We start from the raw sequence: 17761 nt of genomic DNA, 5'->3' as shown, positions 1-17761 counted from the left end.
TTGGAAATTGGAAACTAGCGCAGCATGTGCGCTAAGTATTGGCCAGTGTAAGATTGCGACGTTTTTGCAATTTGTTCAGGTGTGCCTTCGGCGACGATGGTGCCGCCGGCGTTGCCGCCCTCTGGACCCATGTCTATGAGCCAGTCGGCACTTTTTATGACGTCTAGGTTGTGCTCTATAACGACCATGCTATTTCCGGCTGTCACGAGCGCGTGTAGCACATGAAGCAGCTTTTCTACATCGGCCATATGGAGGCCAGTGGTCGGTTCGTCTAAAATGTAGAGCGTGCGGCCGGTGGGTCGACGTGATAGTTCGCTGGCAAGTTTTATGCGCTGCGCCTCACCGCCACTGAGCGTGGTAGCCGGTTGGCCGAGGGCTATATAACCGAGCCCAACGTCCACCAGCGTCTGAAGTTTGCGGGCAATGGCGGGGATGTTTTCAAAGAACTCAAGCGCCTGCTCGCAGGTCATTTCCAGTACGTCGCTGATGGTTTTGCCTTTGTAGTGGATTTCGAGCGCTTCGCGGTTATAGCGTTTGCCATGACAGACTTCGCACGGTACGTACACATCGGGCAAAAAGTGCATTTCTATTTTTATGATACCGTCGCCCGAGCAGTTTTCGCAGCGACCGCCTTTAACATTGAAACTAAACCGTCCGGGTGAATAGCCTCGGAGCTTGGCTTCTGGTACGCCAGCAAACAGTTCACGGATGGGGGTAAACAAGCCGGTGTATGTGGCCGGGTTGCTGCGCGGCGTGCGGCCTATAGGTGACTGGTCGATAATGATAGCCTTATCGAGGTGCTCAATCCCCTGAATGTCGTCGTGACGGCCAGGTACAGTGCTAGCGTGGTGCAGGCGTGCCTGCAGCTCTTTTGCCAAAATGTCGTTGATGAGACTGGATTTGCCACTGCCGCTCACGCCGCTCACCACTACCAGCTCACCAAGCGGAATGTCTACTGTCACATTCTGTAAATTGTTTTCGCGCGCGCCGATGATGGAAATGGTTTTGCCGTTACCCTTTCGGCGTTTGGCCGGAACAGCAATTTTCTTGACACCTGAAAGATACTGGCCAGTAATGCTGCCTGGGGTCTTTTCGACGTCCGCAGGCGTACCGTGCGCGACTACATGGCCGCCGTGTATACCTGCACCCGGACCGATGTCGAGCAAATAATCAGCGGTGCGTATGGTGTCTTCGTCGTGTTCAACCACCAGCACGGTATTGCCGAGGTCGCGTAGCCGCTTGAGTGTCGTGATAAGCCGGCCATTGTCGCGCTGGTGCAGGCCGATACTCGGCTCGTCTAGCACATAGAGCACACCCATGAGCCCAGAGCCGATTTGCGTTGCCAGCCGGATACGCTGCGCCTCACCGCCAGAAAGCGTCGTGGCCGAACGGAGCAGCGTGAGATAATTCAGCCCGACATCTTGCAGAAACTGCAAACGAGCTGAGATTTCTTTGAGCACCAGTTTGGCAATTTTCATTTCGAGCTCATTCAGCTGGAGGTGCTTGAAGTAGTCAAGTGCATCATCGATGGAAAGCTCGCAAATGTCCATAATAGACTGGCCGGCAATGGTTACTGCCAGAACTTCGGGCTTGAGCCGCCGCCCCTCGCAGGCCGCACACGGCTTTTCCTGCATAAAGCGTTCGATGTCTCGGCGCATAAAATCACTTTCGGTTTCTTTGTGCCGGCGCTCTAGATTTGGAATAACACCCTCATATGTGGAGTTAAAGGCGCGGCCGTGTCCAAGTGAAACTTTGTATATTTCGTCTCCGGTGCCATACAAAATGCGGTGAAGATTGACCTCAGAAATGTGCGCGGTCGGCTCATGCAGCGTAAAACCATGCTTGTCGCCTACGGCCTGAAGTTTGCGCACATACCAATTGTCCATATTGATTCGGTTGTACGGACGAATTGCCCCTTCGGCAATGGTGAGACGACCATTTGGAATGACCAGCTCCGGGTCAACAACCAAGCGGCTCCCCAGACCAGTGCAGGTTGGGCATGCCCCATGCGGGCTATTGAAGCTAAACGTGCGCGGTTCGAGCTCTGGTATAGCTACTTCGGGATGGTCTATGCAGGCGTACATAAGGCTATAGGTTTGCAGCTCATCGCTGTCGGCGTTTAGTACAGCCAGCTTGCCCTCAGCAATATCGAGCGCCTGCTCGACGCTTTGCGCGAGGCGCGTGCGTGAAGCATCGTCGTTTACCAGACGGTCAACCACGACCTGAATGGTGTGGCGGATGTTTTTATCGAGCTCCGGAAATTCGTCTAGGGCATATACAACGCCGTCTACCCGCACACGGGCAAAACCAGCGCGTTGATACTGCTCGGGGATATGCTCGAACTGCCCCTTTTTGTCTATAACGATTGGCGCGAGTATCATGAGCCGCGCCCCTTCTGGCGAAAGCATAACTTGGTCAACAATGTTCGCCGTAGTCTGCCGGGCAACGGGCTTCCCACACACCGGACAGTGCGGCACACCAATACGCGCGAACAACAGGCGTAAATAATCGTATATTTCGGTCACCGTTGCCACGGTGCTGCGGGGGTTCCGCGAAGTGGATTTTTGGTCGATGGAGATTGCCGGGCTTAGTCCGTCTATTTGGTCGACATCGGGTTTTTCCATAAGACCCAAAAACTGCCGGGCGTAGGCAGATAGTGACTCAACGTAGCGGCGCTGCCCTTCAGCGTAAATGGTGTCGAACGCCAGGCTCGATTTACCGGAGCCGCTGAGCCCCGTTATAACCACCAGCTTCTCGCGCGGCAGGGTCACGTCTATGTTTTTGAGGTTGTGCTCCCGCGCACCCTTTACCACTATCTTTTCATGCATCATAAGTCGGTATAGTATACGCGAACGGCGCGGTTTTTTCTAGCCAAGCTGGTACAATACAGGTGATGAAGTGGCGCGAAAATAGAATTTTAGTAGATACGGCAGGCTATTTGCTCATCGTTGCGTCTGCGTTAACAGGCTGGCTGCCGGGACCGGGTGGATTGCCACTTTTCATTGGTGGGCTGGGCTTGCTGAGCATCCACAACAAATGGGCGCAAGACCTACGTGATTACGTGCTAAAAAATGGCGGAACGTTCGTTCAAAAAATGTTCCCCAAGAACCTCGTCGCTCAATGGGCGTATGACATTGTCGCTCTTACGCTATACGTTACCTCGGCCTACCTGATGTGGACACATGCCGTTTGGTGGCAGGTTTCAATAGCCGTAAGCTTCTTTTTTGCCGCAACATTCATTGCGCTTATGAACCGAGAGCGGCTCGAGTCGTTGAAGCAACGCAGGAAACGCAAAACAAAACCATAAACATTTTACATAACTATATTGATTATTTTGTAATTATGTGATATAATCCACCTCATTAAGCTTGTTTACAGAGGTGGTAAGCGTGTCTATAGAAGAAACAATTGTACTCGGTCAAATACCAGGAACTGACTACCAACCTGAGCATACGTTTTGGTTTACCCTTGCCAGTTGTTTGTTTTTACTCTGGGTTATGTATGAAATATATGTCCGTGTTCATGCCTCTGTAGGCAGGGCGACGACGGTCATTTCAAATACATCTCCCCAGAAACATTTGCCTTCTATAGCCTACAGCACGTTGTCATTAAACACACCGACCATAAGTTCAGATTATGCTTTGCCAGCGCCACATCGCTCACATCTCTTGGCTTGGAAAAATACTTTCGGCGTACAGCTGCAGCTCTTCAAGCAGAAAATGTTTATTTTTGGCCGTTTCCCGGGCGGACAATTCAGTCAAGCGGTGCATAAACTGACTCAATCGGCTTTGTTCGCCACCATCAAACAGCGCATGGTATCGGTGCACCTCCCAAGCCGAACGCTCCTCGTGACTCAAGCTACGCGAGTAGTTGCGCGCCTTGAACAGTGGGAACAAGTCTCTGAGGCGTTCATCGTGGAAACGAGCCGCCAGCTCTGGCGTCAGCTCCGTCGGCTCCGAAGCGCGCACGACACCGAGTAAGTTTCCGTCGTGACTGTCAAAAAACCCGTCGTACAGGCGAGCATCGACAGTTTGCGTTTTAGCCTGTTGCCGACTAATTTGTTCAGTATCGAGAATAGTTAGTGCCCCCTGAACGGCACCAACAAATTCTGGGTGCTTTAAAAGAATTTTATGGTTCGCTGCTATAGTTTCGTGTCGTAACTGAATCCTATCCTGCGAAGCCGTGTCAAGCACACTCAGCGGCGCAACAGCAGGGCAGCGGTTGTACTGCATAGTTTTAACCGGCAGGCGAGCTGGTGCATTTGGCTCTCTTGTCCAACGCCAACGCTCTGCGAGCGTCTTGGCATCCATATCGAGAAACAGTGTTGGGTCATAGCGCAAATCATAAACGAGTGAGCCCTGTTTTTTGGGGTGTTCGCAGAGCTGTACGGCAACGGTCGTTTTATCGAACTCTGCGTCGTACTTACCGCTACTATACACAAATGGCTCCTTCGACTCGACAAGCTGCTTCACCTTAGATTTATCGCGGTACTCGAGCAACCACTGGAACAGTTTTGGCTGTTGTGTCTGAATAAGTCTGGCAAGTGCTATGCTAGCAGTTACATCTGCAAGTGCGTCATGAGCGTTACTATGTTCAATGCCGTTAGCCTTGGTAAGCATCTCTAGGCGGTTGCCGGGCTTGCCATCAACAACCGGCCACTGCAAGCCTTCTGGTCGCAGCGCTCGTGTCATGCGCACCACATCCAGCAAATCCCAGCGACTTCGCCTGTCCTTCCACTGCCATTCATACGGGTCATAGAAATTTCGGTAGTTAAGGTAGCGCATAAATTCATCGTCAAAGCGAATACTATTGAAGCCGACGAAAACTGTACTGGGAATTGCGACAGTGTCGTAAAAAATTTTCAAAAACTCAAGCTCAGTGACCCCGTCCGCCAGCGTTTGTTGTGGAGTTATGCCGGTTAAGAGCACTGCGTCGGGTTCAGGCAGGATATCTTCGCCCAGACGAATAAGTATATTGACCGGTTCACCTATGGGTTCCAAATGCAGGTCGGTCCGCTGCCCGGCAAACTGCATCACTCGGTCATCACGCGGGTTTATACCAGATGTCTCAAGGTCATACCAAAAAAAAGTTTGATTGCTCACGTTTTCAGTCTACCATGATGACCTTTGAGGAAACAGCTCGCCTTGAGTGAACCATGCCCATAGGGTGTACTCGGAATATCAAAACTCTGTTTCGCCGGTAATAAAACGCACCGTATCTCCGGGTTTAGCACCCTTGCGGGACAGCGCGTGCAGGACTCCCATTTTCTTCAAGATATCACGGAAGCGCCGAACTGATTCTTCGTTCGTAAAGTCGGTACGGGCAGCAAATTTGTCAATCCGTCCGCCAAATGCTTTGTAGCCGTTCTCGTTTTTTTCAACCGTCCATTTGTCTGTGGTTGTCAGACGAAGCACAGGCAAGGCATCTTCGGACTCTTTGACTGCGGCTGCAGTTTTTGCTCGTTCCTCTTGGACAAGCTTGAGCGTGGCATAGAGCAATTCTTTGGTACCCTGGTGCGCTTGCGACGATATTGCAAATATTTGCGTACCCTTGGGAGTTGCTTTGGCTAGCGCCTTTTCGGCTTCAATAACGAGCTCAGGCAGACTAAGGTCAACCTTGGTAAGTACGACTATTTTCGTCCGGGATGACAAATCTACAGAGTAGGCTTTCACTTCATTTTCTATGGTTTTGTAGTCCGTAACGATATCATTGCTGGTCGCGTCGACCAAATGCAGGAGGACTGCCGTGCGTTCAACGTGCCGGAGAAATTCGTCGCCCAAGCCTTTGCCCTCGGCAGCACCTTCGATTAGACCAGGTATATCGGCAATTAGCATACTGCCAGCCCCCGGGAGGTCGGCAACTCCGAGGTTCGGTGTAAGCGTTGTAAATGGGTAGTCGGCTATTTCTGGACGCGCGTTGCTCACCACCGACAATAGTGTAGACTTGCCGGCATTTGGCAGACCCACAAGCCCAACATCGGCAATAAGTTTGAGTTCAAGCCGAAGATTACGCGCTTCGCCCTCGCCACCTGGCTCGGCAAATTTTGGCGCCTGCCTAACGCTACTCACAAAGTGGGCATTTCCATACCCGCCACGGCCCCCAGCTGCAATGATTGCCTCTTGCCCATCTTGCGACAAATCCACAAGTTCTCTACCGTCCTCAGAGACAACCGTACCGACCGGCACAGCGACACGAAGGTCTTTACCACCCCGTCCATGCTTGCGTGTCTTGCCGCCGTCACCCCCACGTTCTGCCGTGAGTTCGCGGTGATAACGAAAGTCCATGAGCGTGTTTTGGTTTCGGCTGGCCACAAAAACAATATCGCCGCCCTTGCCGCCGTCGCCACCGTCTGGTCCACCTCGGTCAACGAATTTTTCTTTACGAAAACTGGTTCGGCCGTTGCCACCATCGCCCGCTACAACTCGTACTTCAGCCGTGTCTATAAACTTCACGTGGGTATTATAACAGAGGTAGCCTAACTCCGACTAATATAGTTCGGGTAGGCCCCGACTGAAACAACCGCGTAACCGACTCGGCCGAAGCCAGCAAAGCCGTTCATGTCACTAACTTTCATAGTGCCGTTATCGTACACTTCCTCAACAATACCAACGTGCCCCGCCCAACCAGCAGGTGTCTGGAAAATAGCGCCGGCTGTGGGGACTGAACTGACGCGCCAACCGCTTAGCCGTGCATAATACGCCCACGTATTGGCGTTACCCCAGTTGCCAGGTGCACCGGAACGAGCAGCAGCATAGTATGTGCACCACCCCCAGTCGTAGCCATTTGCACCGTAGCGAGGTGAAAAACTAGTGGCATATACGGACGTTGCATTCGTGTAGGTACGCGTTACAACCGGTATAATTTTTCCGTCGCGCACCAGAATACGCTTGCCGACGGGTAGGCCGTTTTCGGCATCGTTGTCCTGAACAATTTTTTCTGCAGACGTATGGTACGCCGTAGCCACACTTTGCGGTGTGTCTCCGGTTTTAACAGTGTAGACAAGGCCGCTTACCGGAGGAATTATGAGCTTTGTGCCAGGAGTAACACTATCGCCACTGAGACCGTTTGACCAGCGAACACTTTCGGAGGTGATACCAAATTTCTGTGCGACGGCAGGCACATTTTCCCCGGCAGCAACGGTGTATTCGGCTATATCGCGCCAGCTCTTGAGACCGGCCGTGATAACCTGCGGCTTTGCAGCGACACTCGTGTCACTAGCACTTACAACCACCGCAACACGAGCACTCTGCGCCTGGTTTGCGATGGGGGTGCGTTCGGGAAGGTTGACGGTTTTAGCAATGTTTGCGGCAACATCAAAAGAAGTCAGCCTATCGACGGGGCTGACCGCGACCGTTTCTGCGGTGGTTTGCGATGAAAGATTGGCATCGGTATGGGAATGGGAGCTGGTAACAACAAAGAAGAGCACTCCGCCTAAAAGTACTAGATTTGCCCCTACAAGTCCAAGGCGAACCAACCGTTTTTTAACAGCCTTGCGGCGTAATGATTTCTGAAGTCGATTACTTGCCAGTTTTCGTCCCCGCTGGAGACGTTCGGCAGCAATTGACCGCGGATTGTACATGCTAATGATTTTTCTCCTGGCGCCTATGTTCAAATTGAACCGGTTAGCCTGAGACTCTTATGCGCGTTTTACGTTACTGTTACTGCGGTACCGGGTACCTTGTTTATATCGCTAGGTACGCATAAAAGCATAACCATCGTACTGATGGCTATGATGTGTAGTATAGCAAATTTGCCTGTTCTTGCAACCGTGAGGCTGACCCACACTCACTTTTTGAATGTCATCCTGAGCGAAGCCGAAAGATCCCGTCTGATGTACGCCTAACGAGATCCCTCCACGGAGTTTACCCCGTACTTGATACGGGGGTCGGGATGACACAGGAGTAAAAAGTGAGTGTGGGTCAGACCGTGAGGTTCAATCTACCCCTGTTATTCTTCGCACAATTTGTGGCAGTATTTTGCAGCTAATGCCTCGTGTTCAGCTAAGGTCTTGGAAAAATATGTCGTTCCGTTATCGCCGCTGACAAAAAAGAGCCATTCGGTTGCGGCAGGGCGCGCTACCGCCTGAAGAGAACTTTTACTAACATTACTAATCGGTGTTGGCGGGAGGCCCGTATGCAAACGGGTGTTGTACGGGCTGTCATACGTCACATCTTTCCCCTTACCGGCCAAAATTGAGCCGTAATGTGCGGTAACGTCACTGCCGAGCGGCATTCCTATCTCTAGCCGCTTTATAAACACCTGCGCCGCTTGCGCCTTGTCCTCGGGGTGAATGACTTCTCTTTCAACAATAGAGCTTAAGACGATGCCTTCGTACACCGTAAGCCCCTGCGCTTTAAAGCCTGTCTCTATTTCTGGTGTTATGTTCTTTTGCAGCTGTAGAATTGACTGTTCTACGATGTCCTTTGCTTTGGTTGAAGCAGTGCGCTGGAATGTTTCGGGGAAAAGATAGCCCTCTAGGTTTGTGCCTGTCGGTTTTCCGCGAAAGACAGCATTGTTTTCGTACTGTGACGATACAAGCGCCTCGTCGACCTCTTTTTCCGGAAATCCTTGGTCAACGAGTGCTTGACGGATTTGGTCAAGCCGCTTGCCGGGAAGTATGGTTACGAGGGTTGTTGCCACCTTACCCCTCGTGAGCTGTGAAACGATTTCCGGTACACCCTGATTTTGACTTATTTCGTAAGAACCGGCCTGCAGATACCGGCTGACTTTATGAAATCGTGCATAGTACTGAAATGCCGTTTCGCTCCGGATTAGTCCCGCTGTTTTGAGCTTTTTTGCAATGCTCTGAACCGAATCCCCCTGTTCGATTGCGACCGTTTCTGCTCCGGTGCCACCAACGGGCCTTAAACCTGCCTGGTAGCTTCGCCAAAACAAAAGCCCTGCAACAAGGACTCCTACGAGCAGTACTGCTATGCCGCCAAAAACAATCTTCCAAACACTTCGTTTGGGTCTATGTTTTGCGGCAAATCCATGCATTTTATATGCCATTATTATCTCCTCCTTCATCAAAATATCGCTCGAGTATTACAGCTGCTGACATGGCGTCTACGTCTGATTTTGAGTAGTCCTTGCCCATGGCTCGCAAGGCTGATTCGGCCTCTTCGCTGGAAAGCGTCTCGTCAGCAGTTCGTACAGGTATGGTCAAAACACTGCTGAGCTCTCGGGCAAATGCGGCACATAGTTGACTCTGTTTGCTTTCGCTGCCATCCATATTGTGCGGCACGCCCACCACTACGAGCCCTATACTCTCCTCGACAATGATACGCTGTATCGCTACTAACAGATGTTCCGATGCTTGTAGCGTGGTAAGGGGTCGAGGCAACCGTGCAATTTTGTGGGCAATAGCGAGTCCCACTCGTTTCGAGCCATAGTCAATCGCCAGTATGTACTCGTAAGCCGCCATGGTTACTTAGTAGTTGGTTTTACCACTGTAATGGTGATTTTAGTTGTGTCTTTCGGAGCAGTAGATACCCAGAACGGCCCGTAGCTTACCTGCACATCGGTAACACCCGGAAGCGCACCAATAGTTTGCTTTATTTCGTTTGCTTTCTTGCTTGCAACCTGCTTCTTGAGTTCTTCAACGTTGAGCTCTGGGCCAGCGACCGATTCCACTCGCACGCTGACAACGGCGCTTGTCGCCGAACCAGGAGTTTGCTGCGTAAACACTGCCTTGGCGATACCGTCGTCGAGAATTTTTTGCTTTTTGCTGTCAATTTGCTCGTTCACATTTGCAACGACAAGTGCCTGCAAATCGAGTTGTTTTATACCAAGCATGCTGTAAGGCACTACAGCACTTACCGTCACAATATCTGCTGTTTCACCCGGGTTTGCACTTGGAGTTACCTGTTGTTCGCCAGCTAAAAAGGTCGACGGTATGGGCAAAACCCCTTTTGCTCGCAGCGCCGCCTCCATGTCTTGTTTTAACTGCGCTGTGTCTTGGGTGGAGATTTTCGCCTTTGCCGCGTCTATGTCAGCCTGGGCGACAACCTTGACGATTTCGTCTGTCCCGCCGGAAAATGCCGTAGATGACTTGGCGGTGACATTGTTGAGCGAAAGGGTAAATGTCGACGCTGCAATGTTATATGATACGCCTGGCTTTAGGGCCGTAACCGACACCGTTGCCGAAGTGTCGCTCAAGCTCTTGCATACCCCGCCACTCGTAAAAGCACTTGTATCCAACACAGCTGTCGACTGCGTTATGTAGGTCATACCGCCAGAACTCACACTAGTTCCTGTTGGCACCGTAATGGTATTCCCGCTTGCGCTGCAGTTTGTGAGTAAAACTTTGCCGGTTGCTTTTTGACCCTTGTTCAGCTGGCCAGTTGTCGCGATTTGCTGAGTATAGCTCTTCTGTTGGGTCTGTGCGGTTGCCGGAACAATCTTATTTTCCTCGTCGAGTTGCTTTGCAGCGGTGTTGAGTGTAAGGCTTAGATTACTCTTTACGACCTGTGAGTTTGTTTGAATAACTACTGTTGCCTTCGGCAAAACTTTCGTCGCAAACACCCAGCCCACAATAAGCGCAATAACCCCAAGGATAATCAAAGCAACGCGCAGACGAAACGCATCAAAATTAGGTACGGCCAGCTTTTTATTCTTCTTTACGGGCGTTACATTCGGTTTGTCTTCGCCCGTGGTTTTGCCTAGCTCGGTACCGTCATCAATAATAACTTCTTCACTCGGCTCATCAGCAACAGGCGTCATGCCGGCCAACTCACCAATGGGTGTTGTGGCGGCCGTCTCTGCATTGAATTCTTCGTCTGAGTTCGCGGTACTGTCCGCGACTGAGAGAGGCTCATCCACACTTTCGGGTTCATCGCTCGGCATGTCTGGACGCGGAGGAATAGTTGGCTTGCTCGAAGGTGTTTCAGCAACGTGCATACCAATAAGCCCTGCAAGCGGCAAAAGGCTCGCCTCTGACGTCACAAGAACAAGATTCTTCTTTTCGGACTCAGCGGCACGTTTCAGTAGTCGCATATTGACAATGCTTTGTAGTACCATCGCACGTTTTGGCAATACCAATGCAATGATGCCGCCCTTTGCGCTCTTGACCCTCTCAATTATGGCCGTGATTTCGTCGTCAACATCAACATACAATGTTTCTTTTGCTGTTGTGCCAGTAACCGTACTTAGCTTCGGCGAAGGAGTCAGTGCCGCGATTGGTTTGCGGACAGGTTTTTGCTTAACAGGCTTTGGCGATTTAAGCTTCGGCTTGCCCGCTTTCACGACTATCTTATTTTCATCAGACATGGAGAATCCTATCCAGCTTTTCTTTTATGCTATCGCCGCTCGTACCGGTATATTGTACCGTATCGAGTCCTACTCGCAGCAGGCCCATAGCCGTTACATACGTATGGTCTTTCACTTTGCCGCTCTGGTCAATTATGCCTACTACTTGGTCAGGATGAATATGTTCGATGATAGGCTTACGGGTAAACGGCAGTTTTGTATACCAGTCGCTGTCGTGTAAACGGTCAACCAACATTTGCAAACTTGAACCGCCCCCACACAGGTACAAACGGTGCGGCAAATGGTCAAGCTTGGTAAATTCGCTCAGCGCCAGTTCAACGCCGTCGACCCACACATCGAGTACTTTTGAAAGCGCCTCTTCGACTGCGGCAACTTTTTGCGTAGGCACACTATTCACTGCGAGACCCAACTTCAGCTGTTCGGCATCATCAAACTCTACGCCTAGGTCACGCTCAATAGCTCTCGTAAATGCCCGGCCACCTATGCCAAACATCTTTGTTCCCTGTACGCCTCCGTCATTTACCACAGCAATGTCCGTAGTACCACCACCCACGTCCATCAGTATGGCGCTCATACTGGCCGACTGGTCGTCTCCAATGACCGAACGAGCCACGGCAAATGGTTCGGCCGCCACCGCCACCAGGTCAAGGTCTAGCTGTTCCGCTGTGCGTTCTAACGCACCAATGTGTATCAGTGGCGCAAAAGCGGTGTAGAGCTGCACGAGTACGTCCTTGCCCTGAAAACCGACTGGGTTTGTGACGGGGTAGCCGTCTATTTCCATACCAACGAGCGCACTATTCACCAGACGCACACTAACGTCCTTACCGCCCAGCTCCCAGGCAAGCTGTTGCTTTGCCTTTGCTTCGGCCCGTTGCTGAACGAGTTTGATAATGCGCTCAACTTCGGGCATATCCATAGCCCTTTCCGGCGTTTTGCGCACAACTCTTACGGTGGTAGTGGTCCCCTTCACTAACTCACCAGCTATACCAATAACTGCGCTTCGCACACTCACACCTGCCTGCTGTTCGGCCTCGTTGAGCGCAGCGTCACAGTTTTCGACCACTCCGCCGATGTCCGCAATAGCTCCTGCCTGCATATCGCTAAGCTTTTGACGTGCCCTGCCAGTACCGATGATGTCGATGGCCTCATCAGTCACGCGCGCTATCAGTGCCTTCACGTACTCTGTGCCTATATCGAGTGCAACGAGATACTTTTCTGGCGGGCCAGCCTCTTTCCCGCGCTTAACCCGAGTTTTGGCCTTTGTAGCCATAGCAGCAGCACTATCTTTAAGAACCTTGACCTTATCAAGCATATGGTTTCCATTTTACCATAAGATGGAGCGCTGACCCACACTCACTTTTTGAATGTCATCTTGAGCGAAGCCGAAAGATCCCGTCTGATGTACGCCTAACGAGATCCCTCCACTCCGGTCGGGATGACACAGGAGTAAAAAGTGAGTGTGGGTCAGGATGCAGTGCTCGCAGTAACGTTTTGCTCATCTAAGGAGCGGAGCCATCTGTGCGAGCACATTTAAACCAGAAATGGATAGCCTTCCAGATGAGAAGTCTTTATAGACGTTTGTGTGCCTTAGGATCAAACAAGCGTGCCACCGGAATGTACTCAACGTCTTCACCGTAATTGGTCTCTAGCTCTTCAGCACCTTCCAAATTCCAGCCCGCTTCCGGATGATTTTGGACTGTCACGCAAAACCCTTCGAGTGTGCGCGTAATCATTAGTGGCATGTGCTCCGCCTCTTCGGGACTGGTCGGATGGGTGGCGTCTAGCCACAGTCGTCGCTCCATATCAACTCGCATGGCATACGGCCTGGCAAAACGGACATCGTCAACCTCCATGTGACCAATACGATAAACATCGAGTTCTTCGGGCAACAAGGCGTGTCGCCTACCGCTTTATACTTCTCTAAACATCACAATTCCTTTCGTACACGGATTTCACACCAGCCAGCCTGCTCAGATGCGGAACATCTGACTCCGCCGGCTTCTTTGGCTCCTGCACATTTTTCCTCTGTAGTACTCACTTCACCGTACCCCAGTACGGTTCGTTCCGTGCTGCGAGGAGAAAATGCACATGAGCGGTAGAGTGCGAAACTCGTGTCTTACTAATTTATAAGTAACTACATTGTAATAAATGGTATTGCAATTCTATTCTATATTAATTAGAAAATTGCAATATTATTTTATAAGTAGTATAATTCATTGCATTATGAGTGCTGAAACGTGCCAAACGCTGGTTCGTCCTGAGTTCTGTCATGCCGAGATAGAAGCGATGATAAATGAGCCTTCCTTACTTGCCTTACAAAGGATGGGGACATACAATCCGAAACTTTCCGCTAGAATGGATTTCCAAGAGGTCGCTCCTGACGGACACATGCGCTTCTTCCTCCGCGAGCAGTCACTCGGTTACTACGATGAAGTCATTACCGCGCTGCACGCTCTTGAACCTGAATACAAAGGATTCCTGAAGAAATCTGCCTATGAAAAACCCGAGCGTATCATACATCACCCTGGCATGTTCGCCGGCGTCTTGAACGAGGAAGAGAACGAGGAGGTATGCAGGGCTGCCGCGGCCAATGAGGTCTTGATGTCGGAATTCTTCGATGAATTCGCTGTTACAGCGCCTAAGCACGTCGCCGCCGAGGCAGCCAACCAAGTCCTAACGCTTCAGGATAACATCCCGGTGGTATCCATGCTCGCCGCTTTGCGTGAAACCAATGCCCTTCCCCCTTTGGAAAAGCGCGGCCGTTTGTTGGACAATATGAACCGTAACGCCTACTTCTGGGGCTCATTAGGGGCTAAAGCGGTTTTATGTCCACCGGTCCGCAAAGACAATGACTACACAGGGCGCAACCACCGCGCCATGGACAATCTCAAAGAAACGATTGCCGCCGGCATCATCAGCGTAGAGGAGATTTTGGCGAATCTGGACGGTCGTATCGAAACAGGCTTGTCGACACTAGGGAGCAGCGTATATGCCCCACAAGTCCAACATGAAGCAATCGGGACACGCCTTTTGTTTGACCTACAAGGATTCTCCGGCAGATCAAAGGAGGAAGCTGTACTTGCCGCAGTGAAAGCAGATCTGAAACTGGAGCTGAAGAGGCACTCGCGATCACATGAACGAATCTTCGCATATTTATCCAAAGACGACCCAGTGCTTTCAGCTGCGATCCAACGGTTATGCACGGATTATGACGAATTACACGGCACCGACACGCTGAAAGCCTTTCAAAAAGAACTTACTGACGCGCAAAACGGCATCGAACATACGAAGTCAAGCTGGGAAGCACGCGTTTATAGCGCTGACCACGAAACGCTCCAAAAGATACATGATGCCTTGCTTGAAATACCTGAAGGCGAAAAACACCCTAGGGAGCTGAAGGTTTATTCCGCCCTTGAAATATCTCCCGACGATACCGAGTTCGCCCGTAGTGTTATAGAGCTGGCTGCGCTTAGGAAAGAGGACTATCTTCTCTATCATTTGGATAAACTTGCGAAGCTTTATGAGGGGGAAGAAGAACGCCTGAAAAAAGTCGTCATGACCCTTTGGAATGAATCGAAAGATAACGTACCGACAGATACATGGGATTTGCTCGCTTCCATTGTAGGCGAGGAGGATTCCATAGTGGAAAGCATCAGGAGGAAAGTGCTGAATAGCAGTTCTCTTTATAATATGGCCTATACTATCCGCGATGTGCTTGAAGCGGACAAACCGGCTCTCACCACTGAAGAATGCGTCCAGATGCTCACCGAACGTCTCTCAGGCATGGATGAAGATGACGAAAACTGGGCCCAGCAAATCGTGATTAACCTCTGCTATAACTTCTTCGGCAGCAAATTGACCAAAACTATGCTCACACAGTTACCAGACACGAGCAAGCTGAAAAATACTTTACTTGATACTGAGGATGCATACGTCAGGACACTCTTGGAAAGTCCTGAATACTTTGACGTATACATGGGGGCGTGCAGCCTTCGCAAAATTGCCCATAAAATGACGCCGGAGGAAATCGAGCGAAGTGTATCCGGCATATTCAACAAGCTTGCCACTGAGCATCTTGTCGATACGCTGTGGGCCATATGGCCTTACATGACCGACCACCATAGACAATACGTCTTCGACAGGTTTACGGCCAACCCAGCACTCATGAGCCTGGAATCCCAAAGATCCTACATGGAGCGGTACTTCAAACAGAGCATCGAGAGCCGAGTGCTCGCCCAGACGCCTTACGAAGACCCCTTGCGAAAAGTCGCACCGAAAGCCCATGGCGGCATGATCCGACGATTACGGGCGAAGACATTCAGTGATGAAGTCCTCAGCGAACGAGTATCAGCCATGCCATTCGCACCGGAAAGCATTGAGGGTAGGCGGCGTAACATCCTGCTGCATTATTCTTACTTCTATGATTTGTGCGACAGGTTGCGGGACTGTACTGACGTCACGGCGACGCTCCCGGTACTGCGGGGCAAAAGCACTGAAAAGAATGAGTTGGCGGCGCTAGAGACAATGGTCCTATACCGGGAGCTTACCGGTCAAACCGAGATGAAACTGCTCGCGGCGCTCACGCCAGAGGAACGCTCAGAAGGAACCTGCCGCCTTGCACTGGAACGGCTGGGCGTATACGACCAGCGGGCAACGAATGCGATAAGCTATCTGCGCGCGGACGGTATAGATCTCATAAAATATGCCATGTGGCTGCACACCTCAAGCCGAAGCGGAAAGCTCCAGAATTACTTCGGTGAGATGATGGGTTTCATAGGAGATGGCAATGATATTAACGCCTGGAAGTTCAGGCATCCGAAGGGCAATAACCTTACAGATATACCGGAATCCGCACTAGAAATATGGAAAAAAGACCATACCGAAGCTTTCAAACTGGCCAGCGATGCCTCTACTATCACCCTGACACACGCATTGGAAGCGGTGTATTTGGCCGGCGTACAGCCCATAAGTAACTGCCTGCATTATGCGTATGGATCGAACCAACATGGCGCTGGCGGCCTGCTCTCGGCAGACGCGAAGATGATGATTATGCGCAACAGCGGCGGGAACGTCATAGGCAATGCGGTCATGAGAATCGCGCAGGACGATCGCATGAAACCGGTCTTGGTGCTGGAACCGTTATACGCGATGCACCCTGACCCGTACTGGAAACGAGAAATGGTCATGAACGCCATCACCACAGCTGAGAATTATGCAAAAGGCATGGATATGCCTCTGTTTGTCTTGTCGGCCGGATTCCAGACTGAGATGAGACGTGCCGCGAAGACATTATGGTCAGGCGCGAAGTTTACCTCGGCACTGCTGTACCCCACAACAGCGCCTTATTCGTACGATGACTCTGCCGGCATCACGGAAAAGAGAGCTTTCATACATGCGCTGAAGCGCGGTCCGTAGCTAGCATAGTTTCCCTAATAAGTGATACGCGCACGGGTAAATAATGCCTGGCGCGATTTGAAACTGCGGGGTCAAATCATCTTGGCAAGCTCATGCATATTTAACTTACTGAGTGAAACAAAACAGAAATTCTATCGCATTACCGTCGCATTGTCACCGGTTAGGTAATCGTAATAGACTGTCGGCCGTACTGTCCGTGCTATTACGCGTGCGCCACCAGTTCTGTCGAAGCCGCTTTCGACTGTTTCTACGACAACTCCGCCAGCATCAATATCTATAGCAAGCTGGCCTCGGGGGATATCTTTGTCCATGACTCCTATTTCTTGAGAGTCGGTGTATCCGCTCTCCTCACCCGGATCAATCAGTATCATCGCCTGAGTAGCGAGCTGTCCGTTGCCATCAGTGGCGTTTGCATATGCTGCGTAACGCTTGGAAACTCCTTGCGACCACCATGACTTATCGCGTACGGCAGGCATGACAACACACGCACCGTCTATACATGCCGCTACGAAGAAAGTCCCGCTACTCTTTGCGAAATCGGCCAACGGCTGGAGCTTACCAGCGATTTTCTCAGGGTCGGCTTCTCCGAAAGGATAGACATGTTCAAACCATTCGCCAGTTTTTCTCGCATCTATGCTTCGCCGTAAGTCGAGTGTAGGGTCAAATTTGTCATCCACCGGTGTTAAATCTACTTTCTGACCGATAAAAGCCGCTCTTATTCCTATTTGGTATGTTCGGCCGAATACAACACCCTCTCCCGTCCGAATAGATAAAATCTCCCCAGGAACTGAATCTGCCGTAGTCTGAGTATGTACTGACAGAGCTGTAGCAATTGGACCATCTACTATTATTTCCTCGGATGCATCAACGAAGGGAAGACTTTCATAGGGGCGGACAATCTTGGGCTGTGTGAGCGCTGGATCACGATTGGAAAATGAAATCATTTGACTCTCCTCATATAAGATAAGAATTCAACATTATAAAATATACAATACGTTATTCGTGCACGTTTTTCAATATTAAATTATAGTTTATTCAAGGTAATTGGTGGTTAAGGATATCTACTGTCGGAAAGTTT

The 17761-nt window shown here is 50.8% G+C and carries 12 protein-coding genes; 2 read left to right on the top strand and 10 right to left on the bottom strand.

Annotated features, from left to right (window positions below; translation table 11 throughout):
- Nucleotides 1-14: 14 nt before the first annotated feature.
- Nucleotides 15-2831: an excinuclease ABC subunit UvrA gene (uvrA, locus tag IPP75_05660; protein ID QQS69367.1), complete on the bottom strand. Its 2817-nt coding sequence runs from the start codon at nucleotides 2829-2831 to the stop codon at nucleotides 15-17.
- A 62-nt stretch (nucleotides 2832-2893) separates the two neighbouring features.
- Between uvrA and IPP75_05655 the strand changes: the two genes are divergently transcribed.
- Nucleotides 2894-3307 carry a hypothetical protein gene (locus IPP75_05655; protein ID QQS69366.1) on the top strand — a complete coding sequence of 138 codons (414 nt, stop codon included), beginning with the start codon at nucleotides 2894-2896 and terminating at the stop codon, nucleotides 3305-3307.
- A 352-nt stretch (nucleotides 3308-3659) separates the two neighbouring features.
- Here IPP75_05655 and sbcB read toward each other — a convergent pair whose 3' ends face one another.
- The 8 genes from sbcB to IPP75_05615 all read right to left on the bottom strand — a co-directional run bounded on the left by sbcB (nucleotide 3660) and on the right by IPP75_05615 (nucleotide 13121).
- Nucleotides 3660-5102, bottom strand: coding sequence for an exodeoxyribonuclease I (gene sbcB / locus IPP75_05650; protein ID QQS69365.1), 1443 nt, complete (start codon nucleotides 5100-5102; stop codon nucleotides 3660-3662).
- A gap of 78 nt (nucleotides 5103-5180) precedes the next feature.
- Nucleotides 5181-6452, bottom strand: a complete 1272-nt coding sequence (gene obgE / locus IPP75_05645; protein QQS69364.1) for a GTPase ObgE — start codon at nucleotides 6450-6452, stop codon at nucleotides 5181-5183.
- A 23-nt stretch (nucleotides 6453-6475) separates the two neighbouring features.
- Entirely contained in the window at nucleotides 6476-7579 is a 1104-nt protein-coding gene (locus IPP75_05640; protein QQS69363.1) for a LysM peptidoglycan-binding domain-containing protein, read from the bottom strand.
- Nucleotides 7580-7947: 368 nt separating this feature from the next.
- Nucleotides 7948-9009: an endolytic transglycosylase MltG gene (gene mltG, locus IPP75_05635; GenBank protein QQS69362.1), complete on the bottom strand. Its 1062-nt coding sequence runs from the start codon at nucleotides 9007-9009 to the stop codon at nucleotides 7948-7950.
- Nucleotides 8999-9424 carry a Holliday junction resolvase RuvX gene (ruvX, locus tag IPP75_05630; GenBank protein ID QQS69361.1) on the bottom strand — a complete coding sequence of 142 codons (426 nt, stop codon included), beginning with the start codon at nucleotides 9422-9424 and terminating at the stop codon, nucleotides 8999-9001. The genes mltG and ruvX overlap by 11 nt, the downstream gene beginning before the upstream one ends.
- A gap of 2 nt (nucleotides 9425-9426) precedes the next feature.
- Nucleotides 9427-11268 (bottom strand): hypothetical protein, encoded by a 1842-nt coding sequence (locus tag IPP75_05625; GenBank protein QQS69360.1) that lies wholly within the window; start codon nucleotides 11266-11268, stop codon nucleotides 9427-9429.
- Nucleotides 11261-12538 (bottom strand): ethanolamine ammonia-lyase reactivating factor EutA, encoded by a 1278-nt coding sequence (locus IPP75_05620; GenBank protein ID QQS70165.1) that lies wholly within the window; start codon nucleotides 12536-12538, stop codon nucleotides 11261-11263. Before IPP75_05620 ends, IPP75_05625 begins: the two co-directional genes overlap by 8 nt.
- Before the next feature lie 298 nt (nucleotides 12539-12836).
- Complete coding sequence (locus IPP75_05615; protein ID QQS69359.1) at nucleotides 12837-13121, bottom strand: hypothetical protein; 285 nt, start codon at nucleotides 13119-13121, stop codon at nucleotides 12837-12839.
- Between the two features lie 370 nt (nucleotides 13122-13491).
- Between IPP75_05615 and IPP75_05610 the strand changes: the two genes are divergently transcribed.
- A complete protein-coding gene (locus tag IPP75_05610; GenBank protein QQS69358.1) occupies nucleotides 13492-16683 on the top strand; it encodes a hypothetical protein in 3192 nt (1063 codons plus the stop codon).
- Nucleotides 16684-16814: 131 nt separating this feature from the next.
- Here IPP75_05610 and IPP75_05605 read toward each other — a convergent pair whose 3' ends face one another.
- Nucleotides 16815-17627 carry a hypothetical protein gene (locus IPP75_05605; protein QQS69357.1) on the bottom strand — a complete coding sequence of 271 codons (813 nt, stop codon included), beginning with the start codon at nucleotides 17625-17627 and terminating at the stop codon, nucleotides 16815-16817.
- Nucleotides 17628-17761: the final 134 nt, after the last annotated feature.

It is taken from the genome of Candidatus Saccharibacteria bacterium, from assembly GCA_016700375.1.
GTDB lineage: Bacteria > Patescibacteriota > Saccharimonadia > Saccharimonadales > UBA4665 > JAGXIT01.
The sequence above is the reverse complement of the archived record's forward strand: the minus strand, read 5'-3'. Positions and strand labels throughout refer to the sequence as shown.